The following is an 18,758-nucleotide window of genomic DNA, read 5'->3' as shown; positions in this document are numbered from 1 at the left end:
CCGCTCAGCGGTGGGTCGGGAAGCCGAGGTCGATCGTCGAGGTGGCCGGATCGGGCCAGCGCGACGTGACGACCTTCCCACGGGTGTAGAACGCGATGCCCTCGGGGCCGTACATGTGGGCGTCTCCGAACAGCGACGCCTTCCAGCCGCCGAAGGAGTAGTAGGAGACGGGCACCGGGATCGGCACGTTCACACCGACCATCCCGACCTCGACGTCGAACTGGAACTGCCGGGCCGCCCCGCCGTCGCGGGTGAAGATCGCGGTGCCGTTGGCGAAGGGGTTGCTGTTGATCAGCGCGATGGCCTCGTCGTAGGAGTCCTGGCGAACGACGCAGAGCACCGGGCCGAAGATCTCGTCTGTGTAGACCGTCATCTCCGGACTGACCCGGTCGAGGAGCGTCGTACCCAGGAAGAAGCCGTCGCTCGGCACGTCCGCCTCGCGCCCGTCGACGACCGCCGTGGCGCCGGCCTCGACGCCCTGGCGGATGTAGTCGGCCACCTTGTCGCGGTGCTCGCGTGTGATCAGCGGACCCATCTCGGAGTCGGGGTCGGTGCCGTCGCCGATGCGGAGCTTGGGCATCCGGGCGGCGATCGCGTCGACCAGCGGGTCTGCCACGTCGCCGACGGCCACGGCGACCGAGATCGCCATGCAGCGCTCACCCGCCGCGCCGTACGCCGCCGAGACCGCCGCGTCCGCCGCCATGTCGACGTCGGCGTCGGGCAGGACCAGCATGTGGTTCTTCGCGCCGCCGAGCGCCTGGACCCGCTTGCCGTTGCGGGTGCCGGTCTCGTAGATGTAGCGCGCGATCGGGGTCGAGCCGACGAAGCTGACCGCGGCGATGTCGGGGTGCTCGAGGATCGCATCGACGGCCTCCTTGTCGCCCTGGACGACCGAGAAGACACCGTCGGGCAGGCCTGCCTTCTTCCAGAGGTCGGCGAGGAAGAGCGACGCGGACGGGTCCTTCTCGCTGGGCTTGAGGATGAACGCGTTGCCGGTGGCGATGGCGTTGGCGCACATCCACAGCGGCACCATCACCGGGAAGTTGAACGGCGTGATCCCGGCGACGACTCCGAGCGGCTGCCGGATCGAGTAGACGTCGACGCCGGTGCCGGCCTGCTCGGAGTAGCCGCCCTTCATGTGCTCGGCGACTCCGCACGCGTACTCGACGTTCTCCAACCCCCGCTGGATCTCCCCCTTGGCGTCGCTGAGGACCTTGCCGTGCTCGGAGGTGATGATCGCGGCGAGGTCGTCGATGCTCGCGGCGAGCAGCTCGCGGAACCGGAAGAGGACGCCGGTGCGCCTCGCCAGCGAGGTCGAGCGCCAGAAGGCCGCGGCCTCCGTGGCGCTGCGCACCGCCCGGTCGAGCTCGTCGCGGCCGGCGAGGTCGACCTCCCCCGTCTGCTCGCCGGTGGCGGGGTTGAAGACGGGGCCGGAGCGGCCGGAGTCGCCGGGAGTCGCCGAGCCGTCGGTCCAGTGGGTGATGCGCGTCGTCATACCCCGAAAATATCGACCTAGTGCTATCTGGAGCAATGCCTGTATTGCTATGTTACAAAACATGTGGCAGGACGTGGTCGCGGCCGTGGACGACCGCTCAGCGAAGGGCATCGCCCTCGCCCTCTCCAGCGGCATCGACCGCGGCGCCCTCCGGGCCGGCGAGCGGCTTCCCCCGATCCGCCGCGTCGCCCGCGACCTCCAGGTCGCCCCCGCCACCATCAGCGCCGCCTGGTCGCAGCTGGCACGGGCCGGCCTCATCGAGACCGACGGCCGGCGGGGGACGAGAGTCCGCGAGGGATCGGTCGGGCCGCGTCGCTACCGCCGGGCCCTGGACTCGCACGCCGGCTATCGCGTCGACCTCTCGACCGGGCTGCCCGACCCGCGGCTGCTGCCCGACCTGCACGCGGCGATGCAGCGGGTGCCGCGCGACGAGACGGTCCACTCCTACCTGGAGGAGCCCGTCGTACCGGCGCTGCGGGAGGTGCTGGAGGGATCCTGGCCGAACGCCGTCGAGTCGCTGACGATCGTCGACGGCGCGATGGACGCGCACAGCCAGTTCGTCGCAGCACACCTGCGGTTCGGCGACCGGGTGGCGGTCGAGCAGCCGTGCTTCCCCCCGCTGCTCGACCTGCTCGAGATGGCGGGCGTCGTACCGATGGGCGTGGGGTACGACGCCGAAGGGCCGGTCGTGGACGATCTCACCCGCGCGCTCGACGCCGGCGCCAAGGTGCTGTTCTTCCAGCCCTGGGGGCAGAACCCGTCGGGCCAGTCGCTCTCCGCGTCGCGGGCCGAGGCCCTGGCCGCCGCGCTGGACGGGCGCGACGTCGTCGTGGTGGAGGACGACTCGGCCGGTGGTACGCCGTCGGGCTCGCCGGTGTCCCTCGGGACCTTGCTGCCCGAGCGGACCGTGCTGGTGCGGAGCTTCTCGAAGTCCCACGGTCCCGACCTTCGGCTGGCGGCCGTCGGTGGCCCGGCTTCAGTCGTGGCCCCGATCGTCGAGCGGCGCTACCTCGGCCAGGGCTGGAGCAGCCGGCTGGTCCAGTCGATCCTGCTGGACCTGCTCACCGATCCGGGCTCGCGGACGCTGGTGGCCGACGCCAGGGCGGCGTACGCCCTCCGCACCGGCGCGCTGGCGGACGCCTTGGCGGAGCGGGGCGTCGAGGTCCCGGGAGGTGACGGGATCAACGTCTGGATCCCGGTCGCCGAGCAGGGTGCCGCACTGCTCCATCTCGCCGCCGCCGGCGTCCGCGCCGCCAGCGGCGACCCGTTCTGGATCTCCTCCCCCGCCTCCGATCGCATCCGGATCACCACCGCGACCCTCGACGACTCCGATCTGGGCGACCTGCCCGACGTCATCGCCGCCGCCGCCCGCGCCGGCTCGTGGTCCGGTCACCGCTGACCCCGAAAAGGGGGCGGCTCGGAGGTCACTGGGTTTCGACTCGCCTGGCGGGGCTTTCGCAAGCTCAGCCGCGGGCTCGCTCGACCTGCGACCGCCACGGCGTCCTCTCGTTCCTCGAGAACTCCGTGCCGTCTTGACAACGATTCTCATTCTCATTGAGAATCATTCTCATGAAACGGCAGACGGTCGCAGCGACGGTGGTCGCGCTGACGGCCGCTCTCACCACCGCGTGCCAGGGACCGCGGTCGGGTGAGCACACGGTCGTCACGTCGATCTACCCGCTGTACTTCATCGCCGAGCGGGTGGCGGGCCGCTACAACGACATCGTCGACCTCACGCCGGCCGGCGTGGAGCCGCACGAGTACGAACTCACGGTCCGGCAGGTGGCGCAGATCGACCTGGCCCGCGTCGGGTTCTACGAGTCCGGCGTGGCTCCATCGGTCGACCAGGCGATGACCAACGACTCCCCCGACCACACCCTGGACGTCGCGGACGTCGTGCACCTGACCGCCGACGATCCGCACTTCTGGCAGGACCCGGTGCTCATGGCCGACGCCACCAACGCCTTCGCGCACACCATGGCGGAGGCCGATCCCGCGCACGCTGACTACTACCGGCAGCGCGCGCTGGCCCTCACCCAGGACCTGATGGATCTGGACCACGACTTCCGCACGACCCTCCGCACTTGCCGGATCGACACGATCGTGGTCAGCCACGACGCCTTCGAGTACCTCGCCCGCCGCTACCACGTGGACGTCGTCCCGATCGCCGGTCTGGAGCCCGACGCCGAGCCGTCCTTCCAGCGGCTCCACAACCTCTCGACCCTGATCCGCGACCGCGGCGTGACCACGGTCTTCTTCGAGACCCTGGCGAGTCCCGACCTGGCCCGGTCACTGGCCGACGACCTCGGCCTCCATGCCGCCGTCCTCGACCCGATCGAGGGCCGCACCTCGGCCGACCCGCACGCCACCTACCTCACCTTGATGCGGCAGAACCTGGCCGCCCTCGCGAAAGCAGGCGAGTGCTCATGACCCAGCCACAGCCACTCGCGCTCGAGGACGTCGGGGTCGTCCTGGACGGCCGGCCGATCGTCCGCGACGTGACCTTCGACGTCGCGCCCGGCCAGGTGGTCGCCGTCCTCGGCGCCAACGGCTCCGGCAAGTCGACCCTGCTGAAGGCGCTGGTGAGCCTGAACCCGGTCAGCCACGGCTCGGTCTCTCTGTTCGGTACGCCGCGGCCCCGGTTCCGTGACTGGCACCGGGTCGGTTACGTCCCCCAGCGCTCCAACCTCGGCGCCGGAGTCCCGGCCACCGTCCGCGAGGTCGTCGCCAGCGGGCGGATCGCCCGGCGGCGCCCGTTCTGGCCGATGTCGCGGCACGAGCAGGACCTCGTGGACGCGGCGGTCGACCTGGTCGGGCTCGGCGGCCGGGCCGGCCATCCGGTCGCCACCCTGTCCGGTGGCCAGCAGCAGCGGGTCCTGGTCGCGCGAACACTCGCCGGCGAGCCGGACCTGCTCCTCCTCGACGAGCCGAACGCCGGAGTCGACCACGCCAGCCAGCTCGCGATCGCCGAGACCCTCGGCGGCCGCGCGGACGCGGGGGCGAGTGTCGTCGTGGTGCTGCACGAGCTCGGACCGTTCGCGCCCCTGATCGACCGCGTCGTCGCACTGCGCGAGGGACGGGTGACGTACGACGGCCCACCCGACCAGCTCGCGGAGGGCGCCACGCACACCCATCACCACGACCACACCGACGAAACCCGACTGCCCCCCATGCAGGCACCGTTGGAAGGGGACCGCTGATGTGGGACCTGCTCCTGGCCCCGTTCATGATCCGGGCCGTGATCGCCGCGACCGTCACCGGCCTGGCCGCACCGGGCATCGGCACCTACCTCGTGCAGCGCCGACTGTCCCTGATGGGAGACGGCATCGGCCACATCACGGTCACCGGGGTCGCCCTCGGCCTGCTGACCGGCACGAGCCCGACGTACACGGCGGTTGTCGTGGCGGTGATCGGAGCGCTCGCGATCGAGCTCATCCGGACGTCCGGCAAGACGACCGGCGACCTGGCCCTCGCCCTCCTCTTCTACGGCGGCATCTCGGGGGGCCTCGTCCTGGTGCAGCTGGCCGGCAACGGCGCCTTCGCACTCCAGGGCTACCTGTTCGGCTCGATCACGACGATCTCCCCCGACGACGTCGTCGTCGCTCTGGTGCTCGCCGGGATCGTGGTGGTGGCCGGGCTGGCTCTGATGCCGCAGCTGTTCGCCGTCTCGCACGACGAGGACTTCGCGCGCGCCAGCGGCGTGCCGGTCTGGTTCTACAACACGTTGGTCTCGGTGCTGGCCGCCGTGACCGTCAGCGTGGCGATGCGCACGGTGGGGCTGCTGCTGGTGAGCGCCCTGATGATCATCCCGGTGGCGACCTCTCAGCAGTTCGCGCGCAGCTTCCGGGCGACGATGCTGCTGGCGATGGTCGGCGGGCTCGTGGCGTCGCTCGGCGGCGTGGTGATCTCGGCGTTCCTCAACCTCCCCCCGGGCGCGACGATCGTGCTGGTCTCGCTGGCCGGGTTCGTCGCCACCTCGCCCGTCGGGGTCGTGTTGGAACGCCGGCGCCGGGCGCGGGTGCCGTACGAGGCCGAGGCGCTGCCGCTCCACGAGACGACCGAGGAGCGGCACCGGCACGTCCACGGCCCGGGCTGCGGGCACCTCGCGATCGAGCACGGCGACCACGTCGACTACGTGCACGACGGCCACCGGCACGCCGTTCACGTCACCGGAGAGGGTCAGCACTATGACGAGCACTGACAAGCCACGTGCCACCCCGCAGCGTCAGGCGATCCTGGACACGCTGAACGATGTCGATGACTTCCGGTCGGCGCAGGAGGTGCACGAGCTCCTCGCGGCCGAGGGGTCGGGCGTCGGACTCGCCACCGTCTACCGCACGCTCGCCCTGTACGCCGACCACGGGCTCGTCGACGTGCTCCGCCGCGAGGACGGCGAGGCGATCTACCGGCGCTGCTCCGACACCCACCACCATCACCTGGTCTGCCGGTCGTGCGGGGCGACGGTGGAGGTCGAGGGGCCGGCGGTGGAGAGGTGGACGTCGGCCATCGCCGCCGAGCACGGGTTCTCCGAGCTCAGCCACACGCTGGAGATCGTCGGCACCTGCGCCGACTGCCGAAAGGGCTGACGCGGGCGCAACCCAGGGCCCGTGAACGTGCGTCCCATCGCCGAACCCGGAAACACCGGGAGAGATGACGGGAGCGGTGCGATGGCCGGCATCGGCAAGTGCCTCTTGTGGTTGACCGCGTTGACGACAGCGTCCGTGACGCTGACGGGATGCAACGGTTCTGGCGTGGCCGTGGGTCGGACTGACGGTGTGGCCGAGAGAACGCTGCACCCGGCCCAGCACACGCAGCACTCGCATCACTCGGGGCGCCCGGCCGCAACGGGCCCGAACCACATCACGCCGCCCATGCTGACCGCAACTCCGTCGCCGGTCGCGGCCGTGACGCCCTCGCCTCCGGCAGGCTACGACCTCGTCGTCAGCGACGGCTCCGACGTCGTGCGCGTGGCCGGCCGAGCGGTGCGGTTCTCGACGACCGTCACCGACGCGACCGTCTCCCCGAACGGCCGGGACCTGGCCTTCGTCGACCGACTGGGAAACATCGCGATCGCACACCTGGACGGGTCGAACCTGCGGCCGCTGACCAACACCGATCCCGGCGTACGTCGTGCCCAGCCGACGTTCGAGGACGGTGGTTCGGAGGTCATCTTCAGCGAGCGCGGGCACGACGGCGTGTGGAGGCTGAAGGAGGTTGCCGCCGACGGACACGACGACCTCACCGCGGGCGCGCCGGACCCCACCGTAAAGGAGACCGCGTCCGACGGCGGCCACGACACGTCACCCAGTGCGACCTGGTTCCAGGCCTCCCACGACGACGCCGCGAACAGCGTGCTCCTCTTCGAGCACCGGAGGGCACGCGGCGTGTCCAAGGTGTTCGTCGCGGATCGCAACCAGCGCGGTTTCGGCGCATACCCGCTCCTGACCGGGCGTGCGCCGGCGGTGTCCCCGACCGGCGACCGGTTCGCCTTCATCGGCCCGCGCGGACAGATCGAGGTGCAGGCCCTGCCCGTCACCGGCCGCCGTCCGCACCCGACACAGATCACCTGGAGCGCCCACCCGACCGGCCACCTGGCCTGGACGACGGACGGGCGCCGGATCGTGTTCTCCACCCGCCGCGACGTCGAGTCCGTGAGCAGCACGGTGGATCAGCCGGGCCGCAATCCCGCTCGCATCCTGCTCAGCCACCCAGGCGTCGCGAGTCCCGCCACCCTGACCCGGCCGAACGTCGGCACCTTTGCCGGCACGGATCCCGTGGGCACCGCCCTGGCCGTCTCCCGCGCCCGCTTCGTCGACGGCACCGACATCCCCGACGACGAGAGCGCCGCGAACGGCCTCTCATGGGCCACCCACGTCACCCTGGTCGGCACCGGCGACCCGGCCGCCGCCGCGCCCGCCGCCGCCATCGCAGCGGGCGGGCCGATCCTGTTCCTGCCCGACGGTCGTCTCGATCCGCGGGTCAGGGACGAGCTGCTGCGGCTCCTGCAGCATCCGCGCGGCTTCTCGGTGCCGGTCACGGTGGACATCGTGGGAACCACGGAAGACGTCCCGGCCGAGGTCGACGCCGCCGTCCGCGGGCTCGAAGGTCTCAGGGTCCGGGTTCGCCGCTTCGCACCCGACGCCGCTGCGGCGGATGCCGCCGCCGCGGTGCGCGGGTCCAACGAGAGCTACGTCGTCGTGTCACAGGACGACCTGCCGGCGATCGCGTCGTCGGTGAGCGCACAGCACCCCGTGCTGCTCACGGACGGAGCCACGATGCCGAGCGCAACCGCCGCGAAGCTGGATCGCATCGAGCACTCCCCCGACGCACCGGCGACTGTGTACGCCGTAGGTCGGGACGCCCAGGCGGCCGTGCGGTCCTCGTGGCCCGGCAAGGCTCCGTTCCGCATCGTCGACGTGGGCGGCGCGGATCCGCTCGCCGACAGTCTGGCCTCCGTGCAGACGTTGTACGACGCCCCCGGTCGGCTCTCGGTGACCACGGACGCCGACTGGCGGGATCTGCTGATCGCCACAATGGCGGGTCCGGCCCTGGTCGTGGACCGGCAGCAGGGCCTGTCCGAGGCAGCCGGAGTGCACCTGGCTGACAGCGATGCCGTCGTGCGAGCGATCTACGTGTTCGGAGGTCCGGCCGGGCTGCCACAGGCCATCGGCACCGCCGTGTACGGCGACCGGTACGACGTACGGCGCGCGCCCACCGACATTCTCGAGTGACCGATCACTGGTAGCGCAGCGCCCGCTCCTGCGCCGCCGTCTCGTCGGACAGGAGCCACGGAGGGCAGGCCTCCACCGGCTCCACCTCCCGGTGCGGCGCGTCGCGGAGAGCCTGCACGTGCTCCTCCCCGAGCAGGTGCGGCAGGAAGTCGACCAGCCCGCGGTAGCGGAACTCCACCCGCTCGCCGACGGTGAACTCGTAGGTGTCGAAGGCCACGACGGCACCTCCGATCTCGCCGACCGCCCCGCGTGCCTCGCCGCGCGGCACGTGCAACCCGGCGCCCTCCGCATCGAGTCGCCGACGGGCGTTCGGCCGCGCCAGCCACGGACAGACGACGGCGGCGTACAGCATGCACGACCGGTGCCCGGGCGGCTCGACCGTGCCGGCGGCGTTCTCCACGTGGCCCGGCTCCGCCGCGATCACAGCGGCCTCGTCGGCTGCTACCACGCGCCACACCGGGCCCTTTCCCAGGGGAAGGCCACAGATCGAGCACCGACGCTCGACCGCGCAGACCAGGATCCGCGCCGGGCTCGTCACCGCGAAGTCCGGAACGCCGCCGCGCCACGGCGTGATGGCCAGCACCGGGTAACCCCGCGCGTCCCGCGGACGGGCCGCGATCGCGGGGGGCATCGGCACCTGCTCGGGCTGCACGGTTCTGCTCTCAGGCCTTGCCGAACCGGCGGTCTCTCCCGGCGTAGATCTCGATCGCCTTCCACAGCGCCAGCCGGTCGACGTCGGGCCAGAGGATGTCGGTGAAGACGAGCTCGGCGTACGCCGCCTGCCAGAGCATGAAGTTGGACAGCCGATTCTCCCCCGACGTGCGCCAGACCATGTCGGCCTCAGCGAGATCCGGGACGTAGACGTGGCGGGCGAAGGTCTTCTCGTCGACCTTCTCGGGGTCGAGCCGACCGGCGGCGGCCTCGCGGGCGATGGCGCGCGCGGTGTCGGCGAGCTCGGCCCGACCGCCGTAGTTCACGCACATGTTCAAGGTGAGCACGTCGTTGCCGCGGGTCAGCTCCTCGGCGACCTGGAGCTCCCTGATCACCGACCTCCACAGCCGGGGAGCCCGGCCCGACCACGTGACCCGCACCCCCATCTCGTGCATCTCGTCGCGACGCCGGCGGATCACGTCGCGGTTGAACCCCATCAGGAAGCGGACCTCCTCGGGCGAGCGGGTCCAGTTCTCGGTCGAGAAGGCGTACGCCGAGATCGCCTTCACCCCGATCTCGATCGCGCCCTCGACGACGTCGAACAACGCGGCCTCACCCATCTCGTGGCCCTTGGTGCGTGGCAGTCCCCGTGCCTTGGCCCATCGACCGTTGCCGTCCATGGTGATCGCGACGTGACGGGGCACCAGCGCCTTCGGGATGTCGGGCGGCCGGGCACCGGACGGGTGCGGGTCGGGGGGACGGACGGTTCTGGTCACCTCTCGACGTACTCCAGCGACCGCAACCCGCGCTCGAGGTGCCACTGCAGGAATGCCGCGACCATCCCGGAGGCCTCGCGCAGGTGACGCGGGTCGGACGCGGCCACGGTGTCCCACTCGCCGGCGAGCAGCGCGCCCATCACCTCGAGTGTGCCTGCCGACGGGGACGCCGACCCCGGCACCCGGCAGTCGGCGCAGAGCGCACCACCCGCCGACGGCGAGAACCACCGGTGCGGGCCCGGATCGCCGCACCGGGCGCAGTGGGTGAACGACGGGGCATAGCCGGCCACGGCCAGCGACCGGAGCAGGTAGGAGTCCAGGACCTGCGCAGGCGCCCGCTCGCCCGACGTCATCGCTCGCAACCCGCCCACGAGCAGCAGGAACTGCTGGAGCGCCGGCTGCTTCTCCTCGGTCACGATCCGGTCGGCGGTCTCGAGCATCACCGTCCCGGCCGTGTAACGGTCGTAGTGGTCGCCGAGCCGCGACGGGAACGCGTCGAGAGTGTCGGCCTGGGTGATCACGTCGAGGTTGCGCCCCTCGGCCAGCTGGAGGTCGACGTGGGTGAACGGCTCGAGCCGCGACCCCCAGCGCGAGGTCGTCTTGCGCACTCCCTTGGCCACCGCCCGCACCCGCCCGTGCTGCCGGGTCAGCAGGGTGATGATGCGATCCGCCTCACCCAGCTTGTGGGTGCGCAGGACGATCGCCTCGTCGCGGTAGAGAGGCACCGGTCCATTCTGCCGTCCTCGGCGAGGAAAACCCGTCGCCCACCCCGGACGCCGGGTGCGAACCTGACGGACATGGCCAGCCTCCGTCGCCTCGGACCCGACGACTGGGCGAGCTTCCGCGACATCCGGCTGCGAGCTCTCGCGGAGTCGCCCGACGCCTTCGCCTCCACGCTCGCCCGCGAGCAGGCGTTCGGTGAGGACGACTGGCGCACGCGCCTGACCGGCCCCGTGTACGCCGTCGCGGATCCGGAACCGGTGGCCGTCGGCGGGCTCTTCGACGCAGACGGGGTGTTTCACGTGTGGGGCATGTGGACCGACCCTGCCCACCGCGGCCGTGGGCACGCGCGGCGGATCCTCGACGCGCTGATCCCGGCGGACGCCGACGCCGTGCTCGACGTGAACGTCAACAACGAAGGCGCCCGCGCGGCGTACGAACGCTACGGCTTCGTCGGCACCGGCCGGCTCGAGCCGCTGCGGGAGGGCTCGGAGCAGAGGGTCGAGTTGATGGTGCTCCGCCGCTGACGGGCGGTCACGCGTGCGGGTCGGCGCGCCCGAGTCCGGCCTCCCGGGCGCGGACGATCGCCGCGGAGCGGTCCTCGACCTGAAGCTTGAGCAGGATCGCGGAGAGATGGTTGCGCACGGTTTTCTCCGAGAGGCTGAGCCTGCTCGCCACCACCGAGTTCCGGTGGCCGGCGGCGACCATGTCGAGCACCTCCCGCTCGCGACGGGTGAGCTCGGGGAAGGCACCGTTGTGCAGGTTCTGGCTGGTCTCGAGGAAGAACCCCACGATCCGGCGCGCGACCGACGGCCCGAACACGGTGCCGCCGGCGGCGAGGGTCTGGATCGTGGTCACCAGCTCGGTACCGTCGGCCCCCTTCAGCAGGTAGCCGCGGGCGCCGGCCCGCATGGCGCCGTACACGCTCTCGTCGTCGTCGTGCATGGTCAGCACGAGCACCGGCAGGTCGGGGTGCGCGGCGAGCAGCCGCCGGGTCACCTCGATGCCGGAGAGGTCGGGCATCCGCAGGTCGGTGAGGACGACGTCGGGCCTGAGGCTCTCGACGAGTGCGAGCAGCTCCTGCCCGGAGGACGCCTGCGCCACGAGATCGATCTCGGCGACGTCGGCGAGCACGGCGGCCACGCCGTAGCGGTACATCGGATGGTCGTCGGCGAGCACGACCCGCACCGGCTGTGTCGCGTGGGTCATGCCGTCACCACCGAGGGGAGCACGGCGCGGACCAAGGTGCCGCCGCCGGGGACCGACGCGATGCTGAGGGTGCCCCCGACCGCCTCGGCGCGCTCGCGCATCGAGGAGAGCCCCACCCCGCCGGGCCGCGGCGCCGCTGCGCCGCAGCCATCGTCCCTGACCACGACGACGAGCCGGTCCGGGTCGTCCTCGACGCAGACCTCGATCCGGCTCGCCCCGGCGTGCCGGACCGCGTTGGAGAGCGCCTCCCGGGCGATCCGCTGCGCCGCCACGACCACGGACGGAGGTGCCGTCACCGGGGCCTCGCCGTGGCGCAGGTGTACGACGACCCCGGAGGCCGCGACCGCCTCGACCTGGCCGCGCAGCGACCCGAGCAGGTCGACGTCGGCCGGGCCGAGGTCGTCGATGATCCCGCGCACCTCGGTCACCAGTGAGTCGACCTCACGGTGCACCACCTCGAGGATCTCGGGCACCCGCTCGGAGCTGGTGCCGACGGCGCCGATCGCGGCCTCGAGGCCGAGCGAGATCCCGGAGAGCGACGGCCCGACGCCGTCGTGGAGGTCGGCGCGCAGCCGGGTCCGCTCCGCCTCGCGGACGGCGAGCACCCGGGCCCGGGACTCGCCGAGCTCGCGGGCCGTGCGAGCCGCGTGGACGGCAGCCGCAACGGGACCCGAGAGGGCGGTCACCAGCCGGCGGTCGGCGCGGCCCAGCCGGTCCCGCTCGGTCCGCCCGGAGACCACGAGCTCACCGACGTGGGCGCCGGCGTACTCCAGCGGGACACGGTGCTCGGGGTGCCCGTTCATCCCCATCCCGACCTCGGTGACGAAGCCGTCCGCGTCGTACACCGCCACCCGCGGGCTGCGCAGGGCCTCGGCGATGCCGGCGAGCATCGGCCGCAGCCCGTCGGGGTTGGTGCTGCCGGCGGTCCGCATGCCCTCCCCCACTCGTCGGAAGGCGCGGATCGGGTCGCCGCGGTCGCCGTACACCAGGCGTCCGAAGAACTGCTGGAGCAACCGGTGCGCCGGCACCACCAGCAATCCGACGGCCGCGACCGCGAACAGCGTCGGAACCGGGCCGCTCGGCGTGACCGTGGTGATCAAGGCGACGACGCCGAAGTAGGCGCCGACCGAGAGCGCCGTGAGAGTGCCGTACACCAGGCCGCTGCGGACGACGAGCTTGATGTCGAACAGCTGGTGCCGGACGATCCCGATCGCGAGGGCCACCGCGGTCAGCACGTTGGTCACGAACTCCACCCACGGCGCGTTCAGCGGCGCGAGCACGAGCTCGGGGACGACCGCGACCGCCAGCCACGCCAGCTGCTCGCGCTCCGGGCTGTCGGCGCGCCACAGTCGGCGGGCGGTGTGGCCCCAGGTCAGCAGCGCGACCACTCCACCGAGCGCCGCAGATACGATCACCAGGACCACGAGCGGGACCTCGAAGTGTCCGTGACTGATCGGGTTGTGCCCCAGGTCGTGACCGACGACGACCGAGTCGTACGGCGCGTCGAGCAGCCCCATCGACACGATCAGGCCACCGCTCGAGAGCAGGGACGCGACGGCCAGCCGGTGCGCGAATCGCGAGACGGTCCGGCCGCTGGGGTAGAGCAGCAAAAGGAGCGAGGAGCCCAACAGGAAGGCCGGCGCCCACGCCCACGCCGCCCACCAGGCGAAGAAGGCCCGGCCGGGGAGGTCGAGGTGGTACGACGCCAGGGCCCACCCGGAGCCGAACATCGTGACGCTGTTGCCGAGAGCCAGTGCCAGCACGAGCCAGCCGAGGCGGTTGTCGGACCTGAGCCGCAGCAGGACTATCGCCAGGACCGAGATCCACACCCCGTTGCCGGCGTTGTTGAGGGTGTTGTCGTGCAGCAGCCCGGCCAGCGACCGTTCGCCCGGCCCCCATGCCAGCCAGAAGCCCACGACCGACAGCAGTCCGCTCAATACGGCGAGGGCGATCCCCGCGCGGGCGGCCTGGCGGTGCTGCATGGGCACATTGTGGGCGGCGCCGCCGCTCCGCGCACCGGTTCCGGGGCCACCACCGACCGGGAGATCGTCCCGGGCGGATCGGGACCCTCGTCCCTGCCGGACCACGCCGGATGCGGCGACAGTCTCCTGGTCCGCGGCCACCGGTCGCCGTACCCAGCACAGACACGGAGGGAAAACCATGCGTCAGCAACTCACCACACACCCGATCCGCAGCCTCGGCGTGCTGCTCGTCCTCGCCTTCGGCTTCTTCATGCTCAGCGCGTCCGGTCAGTCCGGCACGTTCTGGGAGAACGGTCCCGGCTGGCTCGGCACCATCGGTTGGTTCGCGTTCCTGCTCACCGCACTCGCGTTCCTGGTCGCGGCCGGGTACGTCGCCGTGCACAGCGCACGTCGCCGTCGGACCGCCTGACACCGACGACTCGGGAACCTCGACCCTGCCGCCCGCGTCCGACCCGGCGTGAGACGACGTTGGATCGCGGCCGCAGCCCTGGTGGCCACCGGCTGCTCCTCGGGCCCCGTCCAGTGCGGTGCCTGCGCGGGGCCGGGCTATGTGCTCAGCGGCGTCCCCGACGTCCTGCGGCACGCGGTGGTCACCGTCTGCACCGGCGACCACCCGTGCCGGACGATCCGGGATCGCGAGCCACTTCGCACCCAGGGGCAGCAATTCCTCGAGCTGCCGAGCGGCACGCGCTGGGACGACTACGACGGCGTGCCCGTGCGGGTCTCGGTGCGGGCGAGCCAGGGCCGCTGGGAGGGCACCGGGACGTTCGACTACACGCCGTCGGACGGGTCCCCGTGCGACTGCGGCAGCCTCGTGGCCGAGGTTCCCCTGACGGCGCGCTAGCCCACCCGGTTGACGGCGCTGATCACCGCTTTCAGCGATGCGGTGACGATGTTGGCGTCGAGCCCGACGCCCCACACGACATCGGTCTCGCCGCCCGCGCCGGTGATCGCGCACTCGACGTACGCCGCGGCGATGGCGTCTCCGCCGGCGCTCAGCGCGTGCTCGTGGTAGTCGAGGACCCTGACGTCGAACGAGCCGGCCGGGCGCTCCACGCCGTTGATCGCATCGACGAACGCGGCGATCGGACCGTTGCCCTCGCCGGTGAGCGTGAGCAGGTGGCCGTCGACGTACACGTTGACGTCGAGCCGGTCCTTCTCGCCGGCCGCCGACGAGGTGTGCACCGAGTTGAGCTTCAGCGGCGCCTCGCGAGCGAGGTACTCCTCGGTGAACGCCCGCCAGATCTGGGCCGGGCTGATCTCGCCGCCGTCGGCGTCGGTGCGCTCCTGGATCACCCGCGAGAACTCGATCTGTGCCCGCCGCGGGAGGTCGAGGTTGTGCTCGGCCTTGAGCACGTAGGCGACGCCGCCCTTCCCGGACTGGCTGTTGACCCGGATCACGGCCTCGTAGGTGCGGCCGACGTCCTTCGGGTCGATCGGCAGGTACGGCGCCTCCCACGGAAGCTGCCCCACCGGGACACCCTGCTCCTTGGCCTGGCGCTCGAGGTCCTCCAGGCCCTTCTTGATCGCGTCCTGGTGGGAGCCGGAGAACGCCGTGTAGACCAGGTCGCCAGCGTACGGGTGCCGCGGGTGGACCGGCAGCTGGGTGCACCACTCGACGGTGCGCCGGATCTCGTCGATGCCGCCCCCCACGGCGAAGTCGATCTTCGGGTCGATGCCCTGGCTGAACAGGTTCATGCCCAGGGTCACCAGGCAGACGTTGCCGGTGCGCTCCCCGTGCCCGAAGAGACAGCCCTCGACCCGGTCGGCGCCGGCCATCATCGCGAGCTCGGTCGCGGCGACGGCCGTACCGCGGTCGTTGTGGGGGTGTAGCGAGATGGTGGTGCTCTCGCGGCGGGTCAGCTGGCGGGAGAACCACTCGATCTGGTCGGCGTACACGTTCGGCGTCGCCATCTCCACGGTCGCGGGCAGGTTGAGGATGATCTCGCGGCCGTCGTCGGGCTGCCAGACGTCGCTGACCGCCTCGCAGACCTCGACGCTGAACGGGAGCTCGGTGCCCGTGAAGATCTCGGGGCTGTACTCGTAGCCGATGACCGTCCGGCCCAGCACGTTCTCGGAGTGCTTCATCACCATCTCGGTGCCGCGCACCGCGATGTCCTTGATCTCGTCCTTGCTCGCCCGGAACACGACGCGGCGGAAGAGCGGCGCGAGGGCGTTGTAGAGGTGGATGTTCGCGTGGTGCACGCCGACCAGGGAGTGGACGGTGCGCTCGATCAGGTCCTCCCGCGCCTGGGTCAGGACGGAGATCGTCACATCCTCCGGCACGCGGTCCTGCTCGATGAGCTGGCGGACGAACGCGAAGTCGGTCTCGCTGGCACTGGGGAACCCGACCTCGATCTCCTTGTAGCCCATCTGCACCAGCAGCTCGAACATCCGTAGCTTGCGGGCAGGGCTCATCGGGTCGATCAGCGCTTGGTTGCCGTCCCGGAGGTCGGTGGAGAGCCAGCGCGGCGCCTCGGTGATCTGCCGGCTGGGCCAGGTGCGGTCGGGGAGGTCGATCGGCTCGAACGCGCGGTAGCGCCCGAACGGCATGGGGCTCGGTTGCTGGGTGTTGGGGAAACCTTCGAACTGAAGAGTCATGATCCGGTCCTGCTCGCAGATGGGCGGCGGCCGGCGCGCACGCGATCACTCCGCAGCGAGGAGGCCCGGCCTGTTCAGACCTCGCTGCGGCAGCGAAGGAGGAGCGAGCTGCGCGTCATGACGACATCACCGTAACAGCACGGCGTACGACGAGTCAGGTGCGTCCAGTAACCGTGCGAGGATCGCCGAGTGGTTCCAGACTCGAGCCGACTGACGAATCCGCCGGGAATCCGCCTGGGGGTCGCCCCCACGATCCGCGTTGCCAACAAGGCCATCATCATCCGCGACGACCGGCTCCTCGTGACCGTCAACTCCGGGGACTTCCCGACGTTCTACCTGTGCCCCGGAGGCGGACAGGACCACGGAGAAGACGCGCACGAGGCGTTACGACGCGAGTGTCATGAGGAGATCGGCTGCGATGTGGTGGTCGGCGACCTCGCCTTCCTGCGCGACTACATCGGGGCCGATCACGAGTTCGCCGATCACGACGGTTCGCACCACCAGCGCGAGGCCTACTTCTTCTGCTCCCTCGCCCGAGGCGCCGAGCCCCATTTCAACGGCGAAGGTGATGTCTGGCAGACCGGCATCACGTGGATCCCCCTGGAGGGGTTGTCCGATGAGCCCTTGTGGCCGAGGGCGTTGGCCGGCTGGCTGGCATCGCCGATCGGCGTTCGTCCCAGATACCTGGGCAACGTGAATTGACGGACCGTTCGGCTACTCGCGTCGCGGTCGTTGCCTTATCCAGCGGGTTTCGACACCGGGTTTGGGTGGGGCCTGAATTCGGGCCTCGTGTCGTCGGGATCGGGCCCGACTTTCCACGGGGTGTCGTGGATGACCCGAGGATGATGACCGCACAACGGGACGAGGTTCGCGGGCTTCGTGTTGCCGCCGGATATCCAGTGAAGGATGTGGTGGGCGTGACACATCACCGGTGGCCGGCTGCCTCCCGCACCAACGCCACCGCGTCGGCCAGCAACACCGCCGGGCTGCTGTGACGGGAAGAGAGATCCGAGATCGACATGAGACCAGCGAATCAGGGCCCACCGACACTCACCCCCCTTGTCCACAGGGTTATCGCCCTGTCTCCGAAAGAAGTTCGAGAAAATCGTTTCCCATGCATGCCGAAACCACCGAATGGAGGTGCCCGGGGAAAACGGGAGCCGGCAACGGCGGCCGGGACAGAGGGACCTCCACTCCCAAAGCCAAAGACCGCAACCACCCACCCACCGCAACGGATCTCGTGACGGGCGCAGCGCGACCTCCTCGACCAGCTGGGAGGTCGCCGACACGACCCGGTTCGCCAACACCCTCGCGCCCGGGCCGTCGTACGTCGAGACTGGGCGGATGCCGACGTTCACGCCCCTCCACCGCGACCTGACCTTCCTCTCCCCGCTCTCGGAAGCTCGGGCCGCGCGCCTGGTCGGCTTCCTCACCGAGGACGAGCCGTCGACCGTGCTCGACGTCGGCTGCGGCTGGGGGGAGCTCCTCCTGCGCGTGCTCGAGGCAGCCCCGGCCGCTCGGGGGTTCGGCGTCGATCTCGACGAGGACGCGATCGCCGGCGCCCACCGGCACGCGGTGGACCGCGGGCTCAGCGACCGCGCCACGTTCGAGGCGACTGATGCCCGCGAGGTCACCGGCACCTACGGAGCCGTCACCTGCATCGGTTCGTCGCAGATCTGGGGGCCGAGCGTCGAGGAGGCACAGCCACTCGACTACGCCGCCGCCCTGACGGCCCTGCGCTCGCTCCTCCCCCGCGGCGGGCGCCTGGTGTACGGCGAGGGCATCTGGTCCGCGACGCCGACGCCGGCCGCGACCGCGCCCCTGTCCGGGCGCGACGACGAGTTCATCCGCCTCGGCGCGCTGGTCGACCTGGCGAAGAGCCACGGGTTCGCGGTGACGGCAGCACACGAGGCCGACCAGGACGAGTGGGACGTCTTCGAGTCCGGCTTCGCAGCGGGCTACGCTCGCTGGCTGGTCGAGCACGACGCCGACGACCCGGATGCCGACGAGGTCCGGACGCTGGCGGCGCGCCAGCACACGGCCTACTTCGAGGGATATCGCGGGATCCTGGGTCTGGCCTACCTCCAGCTGGTGGCCGTGTGACGGTCGAGATCACCCGGGTCGACGTCGCCGACCTCGACCTCGCGACAGCCACCGCCCTCGCCCGGATCGACAACGCCGCGCTCGACGGCGTACCCCTGCGGCACCACACGGCGGAGACGTTCCTGCTCGACTGCCGCGACCGGAACGGCGAAGGCCCGGACGCCGGTCTCTGGCTCGCCCACCACGGCCCGAGTCTGGTCGGGTACGCCGCCCTCACCCTGAACCTGTTCGAGAACCTCGACGGCGCGAAGATCCTCGGCGCCGTCCATCCCGACCACCAGCGGCAGGGCGTCGGCCGGCAGCTGATGACCACCGCCGAGGCCGCCACCGACCGTCCCCGTCTCCGCGCGCCGGCCTGGGCGGGGACCCCCGGCCAACAGGCGGTGCCCCACTTCGGATACACGCGACATGGCTCCCACGAGGTACGCCGACTCGGCGTGCGCACGCCCCAGCGGCCGGACCTGGTTGCCGCCGCCGAGGAGGCGACCCG

Annotated in this window: 19 protein-coding genes; 12 read left to right on the top strand and 7 right to left on the bottom strand. The window is 71.3% G+C overall.

The features are described 5' to 3' along the window. Positions 1 to 4: 4 nt before the first annotated feature. Positions 5 to 1,495, bottom strand: coding sequence for a CoA-acylating methylmalonate-semialdehyde dehydrogenase (locus VGK78_RS06490; protein WP_331526719.1), 1,491 nt, complete (start codon positions 1,493 to 1,495; stop codon positions 5 to 7). 61 nt (positions 1,496 to 1,556) lie between these two features. On the opposite strand from VGK78_RS06490, the gene VGK78_RS06485 reads away from it, so the two are divergent. From VGK78_RS06485 to VGK78_RS06460, 6 genes are all read left to right on the top strand, one after another. Further along, positions 1,557 to 2,894 (top strand): aminotransferase class I/II-fold pyridoxal phosphate-dependent enzyme, encoded by a 1,338-nt coding sequence (locus tag VGK78_RS06485; protein ID WP_331526717.1) that lies wholly within the window; start codon positions 1,557 to 1,559, stop codon positions 2,892 to 2,894. A 170-nt stretch (positions 2,895 to 3,064) separates the two neighbouring features. After that, on the top strand, positions 3,065 to 3,925 hold the full coding sequence (locus VGK78_RS06480; protein WP_331526716.1) for a metal ABC transporter substrate-binding protein: 861 nt from the start codon (positions 3,065 to 3,067) through the stop codon (positions 3,923 to 3,925). After that, on the top strand, positions 3,922 to 4,695 hold the full coding sequence (locus tag VGK78_RS06475; protein ID WP_331526715.1) for an ABC transporter ATP-binding protein: 774 nt from the start codon (positions 3,922 to 3,924) through the stop codon (positions 4,693 to 4,695). The genes VGK78_RS06480 and VGK78_RS06475 overlap by 4 nt, the downstream gene beginning before the upstream one ends. Continuing rightward, on the top strand, positions 4,695 to 5,696 hold the full coding sequence (locus VGK78_RS06470; protein ID WP_331526714.1) for a metal ABC transporter permease: 1,002 nt from the start codon (positions 4,695 to 4,697) through the stop codon (positions 5,694 to 5,696). The genes VGK78_RS06475 and VGK78_RS06470 overlap by 1 nt, the downstream gene beginning before the upstream one ends. Beyond that, entirely contained in the window at positions 5,683 to 6,081 is a 399-nt protein-coding gene (locus tag VGK78_RS06465) for a transcriptional repressor (protein ID WP_331526713.1), read from the top strand. The genes VGK78_RS06470 and VGK78_RS06465 overlap by 14 nt, the downstream gene beginning before the upstream one ends. Positions 6,082 to 6,366: 285 nt before the next feature. Then, on the top strand, positions 6,367 to 8,226 hold the full coding sequence (locus VGK78_RS06460; protein WP_331526712.1) for a hypothetical protein: 1,860 nt from the start codon (positions 6,367 to 6,369) through the stop codon (positions 8,224 to 8,226). 4 nt (positions 8,227 to 8,230) lie between these two features. Here VGK78_RS06460 and VGK78_RS06455 read toward each other — a convergent pair whose 3' ends face one another. Genes VGK78_RS06455 through recO form a run of 3 tightly spaced genes read right to left on the bottom strand, consistent with a single transcriptional unit; the run spans position 8,231 to position 10,378 of the window. Beyond that, positions 8,231 to 8,857 carry a hypothetical protein gene (locus tag VGK78_RS06455; protein WP_331526711.1) on the bottom strand — a complete coding sequence of 209 codons (627 nt, stop codon included), beginning with the start codon at positions 8,855 to 8,857 and terminating at the stop codon, positions 8,231 to 8,233. Positions 8,858 to 8,888: 31 nt separating this feature from the next. After that, positions 8,889 to 9,653: an isoprenyl transferase gene (locus tag VGK78_RS06450; RefSeq protein WP_331526710.1), complete on the bottom strand. Its 765-nt coding sequence runs from the start codon at positions 9,651 to 9,653 to the stop codon at positions 8,889 to 8,891. Beyond that, positions 9,650 to 10,378, bottom strand: a complete 729-nt coding sequence (gene recO, locus VGK78_RS06445; protein ID WP_331526709.1) for a DNA repair protein RecO — start codon at positions 10,376 to 10,378, stop codon at positions 9,650 to 9,652. The genes VGK78_RS06450 and recO overlap by 4 nt, the downstream gene beginning before the upstream one ends. Positions 10,379 to 10,450: 72 nt before the next feature. Between recO and VGK78_RS06440 the strand changes: the two genes are divergently transcribed. After that, positions 10,451 to 10,900: a GNAT family N-acetyltransferase gene (locus VGK78_RS06440; protein ID WP_331526707.1), complete on the top strand. Its 450-nt coding sequence runs from the start codon at positions 10,451 to 10,453 to the stop codon at positions 10,898 to 10,900. A 7-nt stretch (positions 10,901 to 10,907) separates the two neighbouring features. On the opposite strand, the gene VGK78_RS06435 is transcribed toward VGK78_RS06440, so the two are convergent. Next, positions 10,908 to 11,582, bottom strand: coding sequence for a response regulator transcription factor (locus tag VGK78_RS06435; protein ID WP_331526706.1), 675 nt, complete (start codon positions 11,580 to 11,582; stop codon positions 10,908 to 10,910). Continuing rightward, a complete protein-coding gene (locus VGK78_RS06430) occupies positions 11,579 to 13,564 on the bottom strand; it encodes a sensor histidine kinase (RefSeq protein ID WP_331526705.1) in 1,986 nt (661 codons plus the stop codon). The genes VGK78_RS06435 and VGK78_RS06430 overlap by 4 nt, the downstream gene beginning before the upstream one ends. Before the next feature lie 178 nt (positions 13,565 to 13,742). Here VGK78_RS06430 and VGK78_RS06425 point away from each other — a divergent pair, with 178 nt between their 5' ends. Then, a complete protein-coding gene (locus VGK78_RS06425; RefSeq protein WP_331526704.1) occupies positions 13,743 to 13,973 on the top strand; it encodes a hypothetical protein in 231 nt (76 codons plus the stop codon). A 48-nt stretch (positions 13,974 to 14,021) separates the two neighbouring features. Then, positions 14,022 to 14,408 carry a hypothetical protein gene (locus VGK78_RS06420; RefSeq protein ID WP_331526703.1) on the top strand — a complete coding sequence of 129 codons (387 nt, stop codon included), beginning with the start codon at positions 14,022 to 14,024 and terminating at the stop codon, positions 14,406 to 14,408. Here VGK78_RS06420 and leuA read toward each other — a convergent pair. Next, positions 14,405 to 16,165: a 2-isopropylmalate synthase gene (leuA, locus tag VGK78_RS06415; RefSeq protein ID WP_331526702.1), complete on the bottom strand. Its 1,761-nt coding sequence runs from the start codon at positions 16,163 to 16,165 to the stop codon at positions 14,405 to 14,407. The two genes, VGK78_RS06420 and leuA, sit on opposite strands and share 4 nt — an antisense overlap. 189 nt (positions 16,166 to 16,354) lie before the next feature. On the opposite strand from leuA, the gene VGK78_RS06410 reads away from it, so the two are divergent. The 3 genes from VGK78_RS06410 to VGK78_RS06400 form a co-directional block, all read left to right on the top strand. Next, complete coding sequence (locus VGK78_RS06410) at positions 16,355 to 16,867, top strand: NUDIX domain-containing protein (RefSeq protein ID WP_331526700.1); 513 nt, start codon at positions 16,355 to 16,357, stop codon at positions 16,865 to 16,867. Between the two features lie 642 nt (positions 16,868 to 17,509). Beyond that, positions 17,510 to 18,268 (top strand): SAM-dependent methyltransferase, encoded by a 759-nt coding sequence (locus tag VGK78_RS06405; protein ID WP_331526698.1) that lies wholly within the window; start codon positions 17,510 to 17,512, stop codon positions 18,266 to 18,268. Continuing rightward, positions 18,265 to 18,758: GNAT family N-acetyltransferase (locus tag VGK78_RS06400; protein WP_331526697.1), on the top strand; the 494-nt coding region annotated here is incomplete at its 3' end. The genes VGK78_RS06405 and VGK78_RS06400, both read left to right, overlap by 4 nt.

Origin of the sequence: Nocardioides sp. (assembly GCF_036503465.1) — a bacterium.
Taxonomy (GTDB): Bacteria; Actinomycetota; Actinomycetes; order Propionibacteriales; family Nocardioidaceae; genus Nocardioides.
Note: the sequence above shows the minus strand (reverse complement) of the source record. Positions and strands in the feature narration are given on the sequence as shown.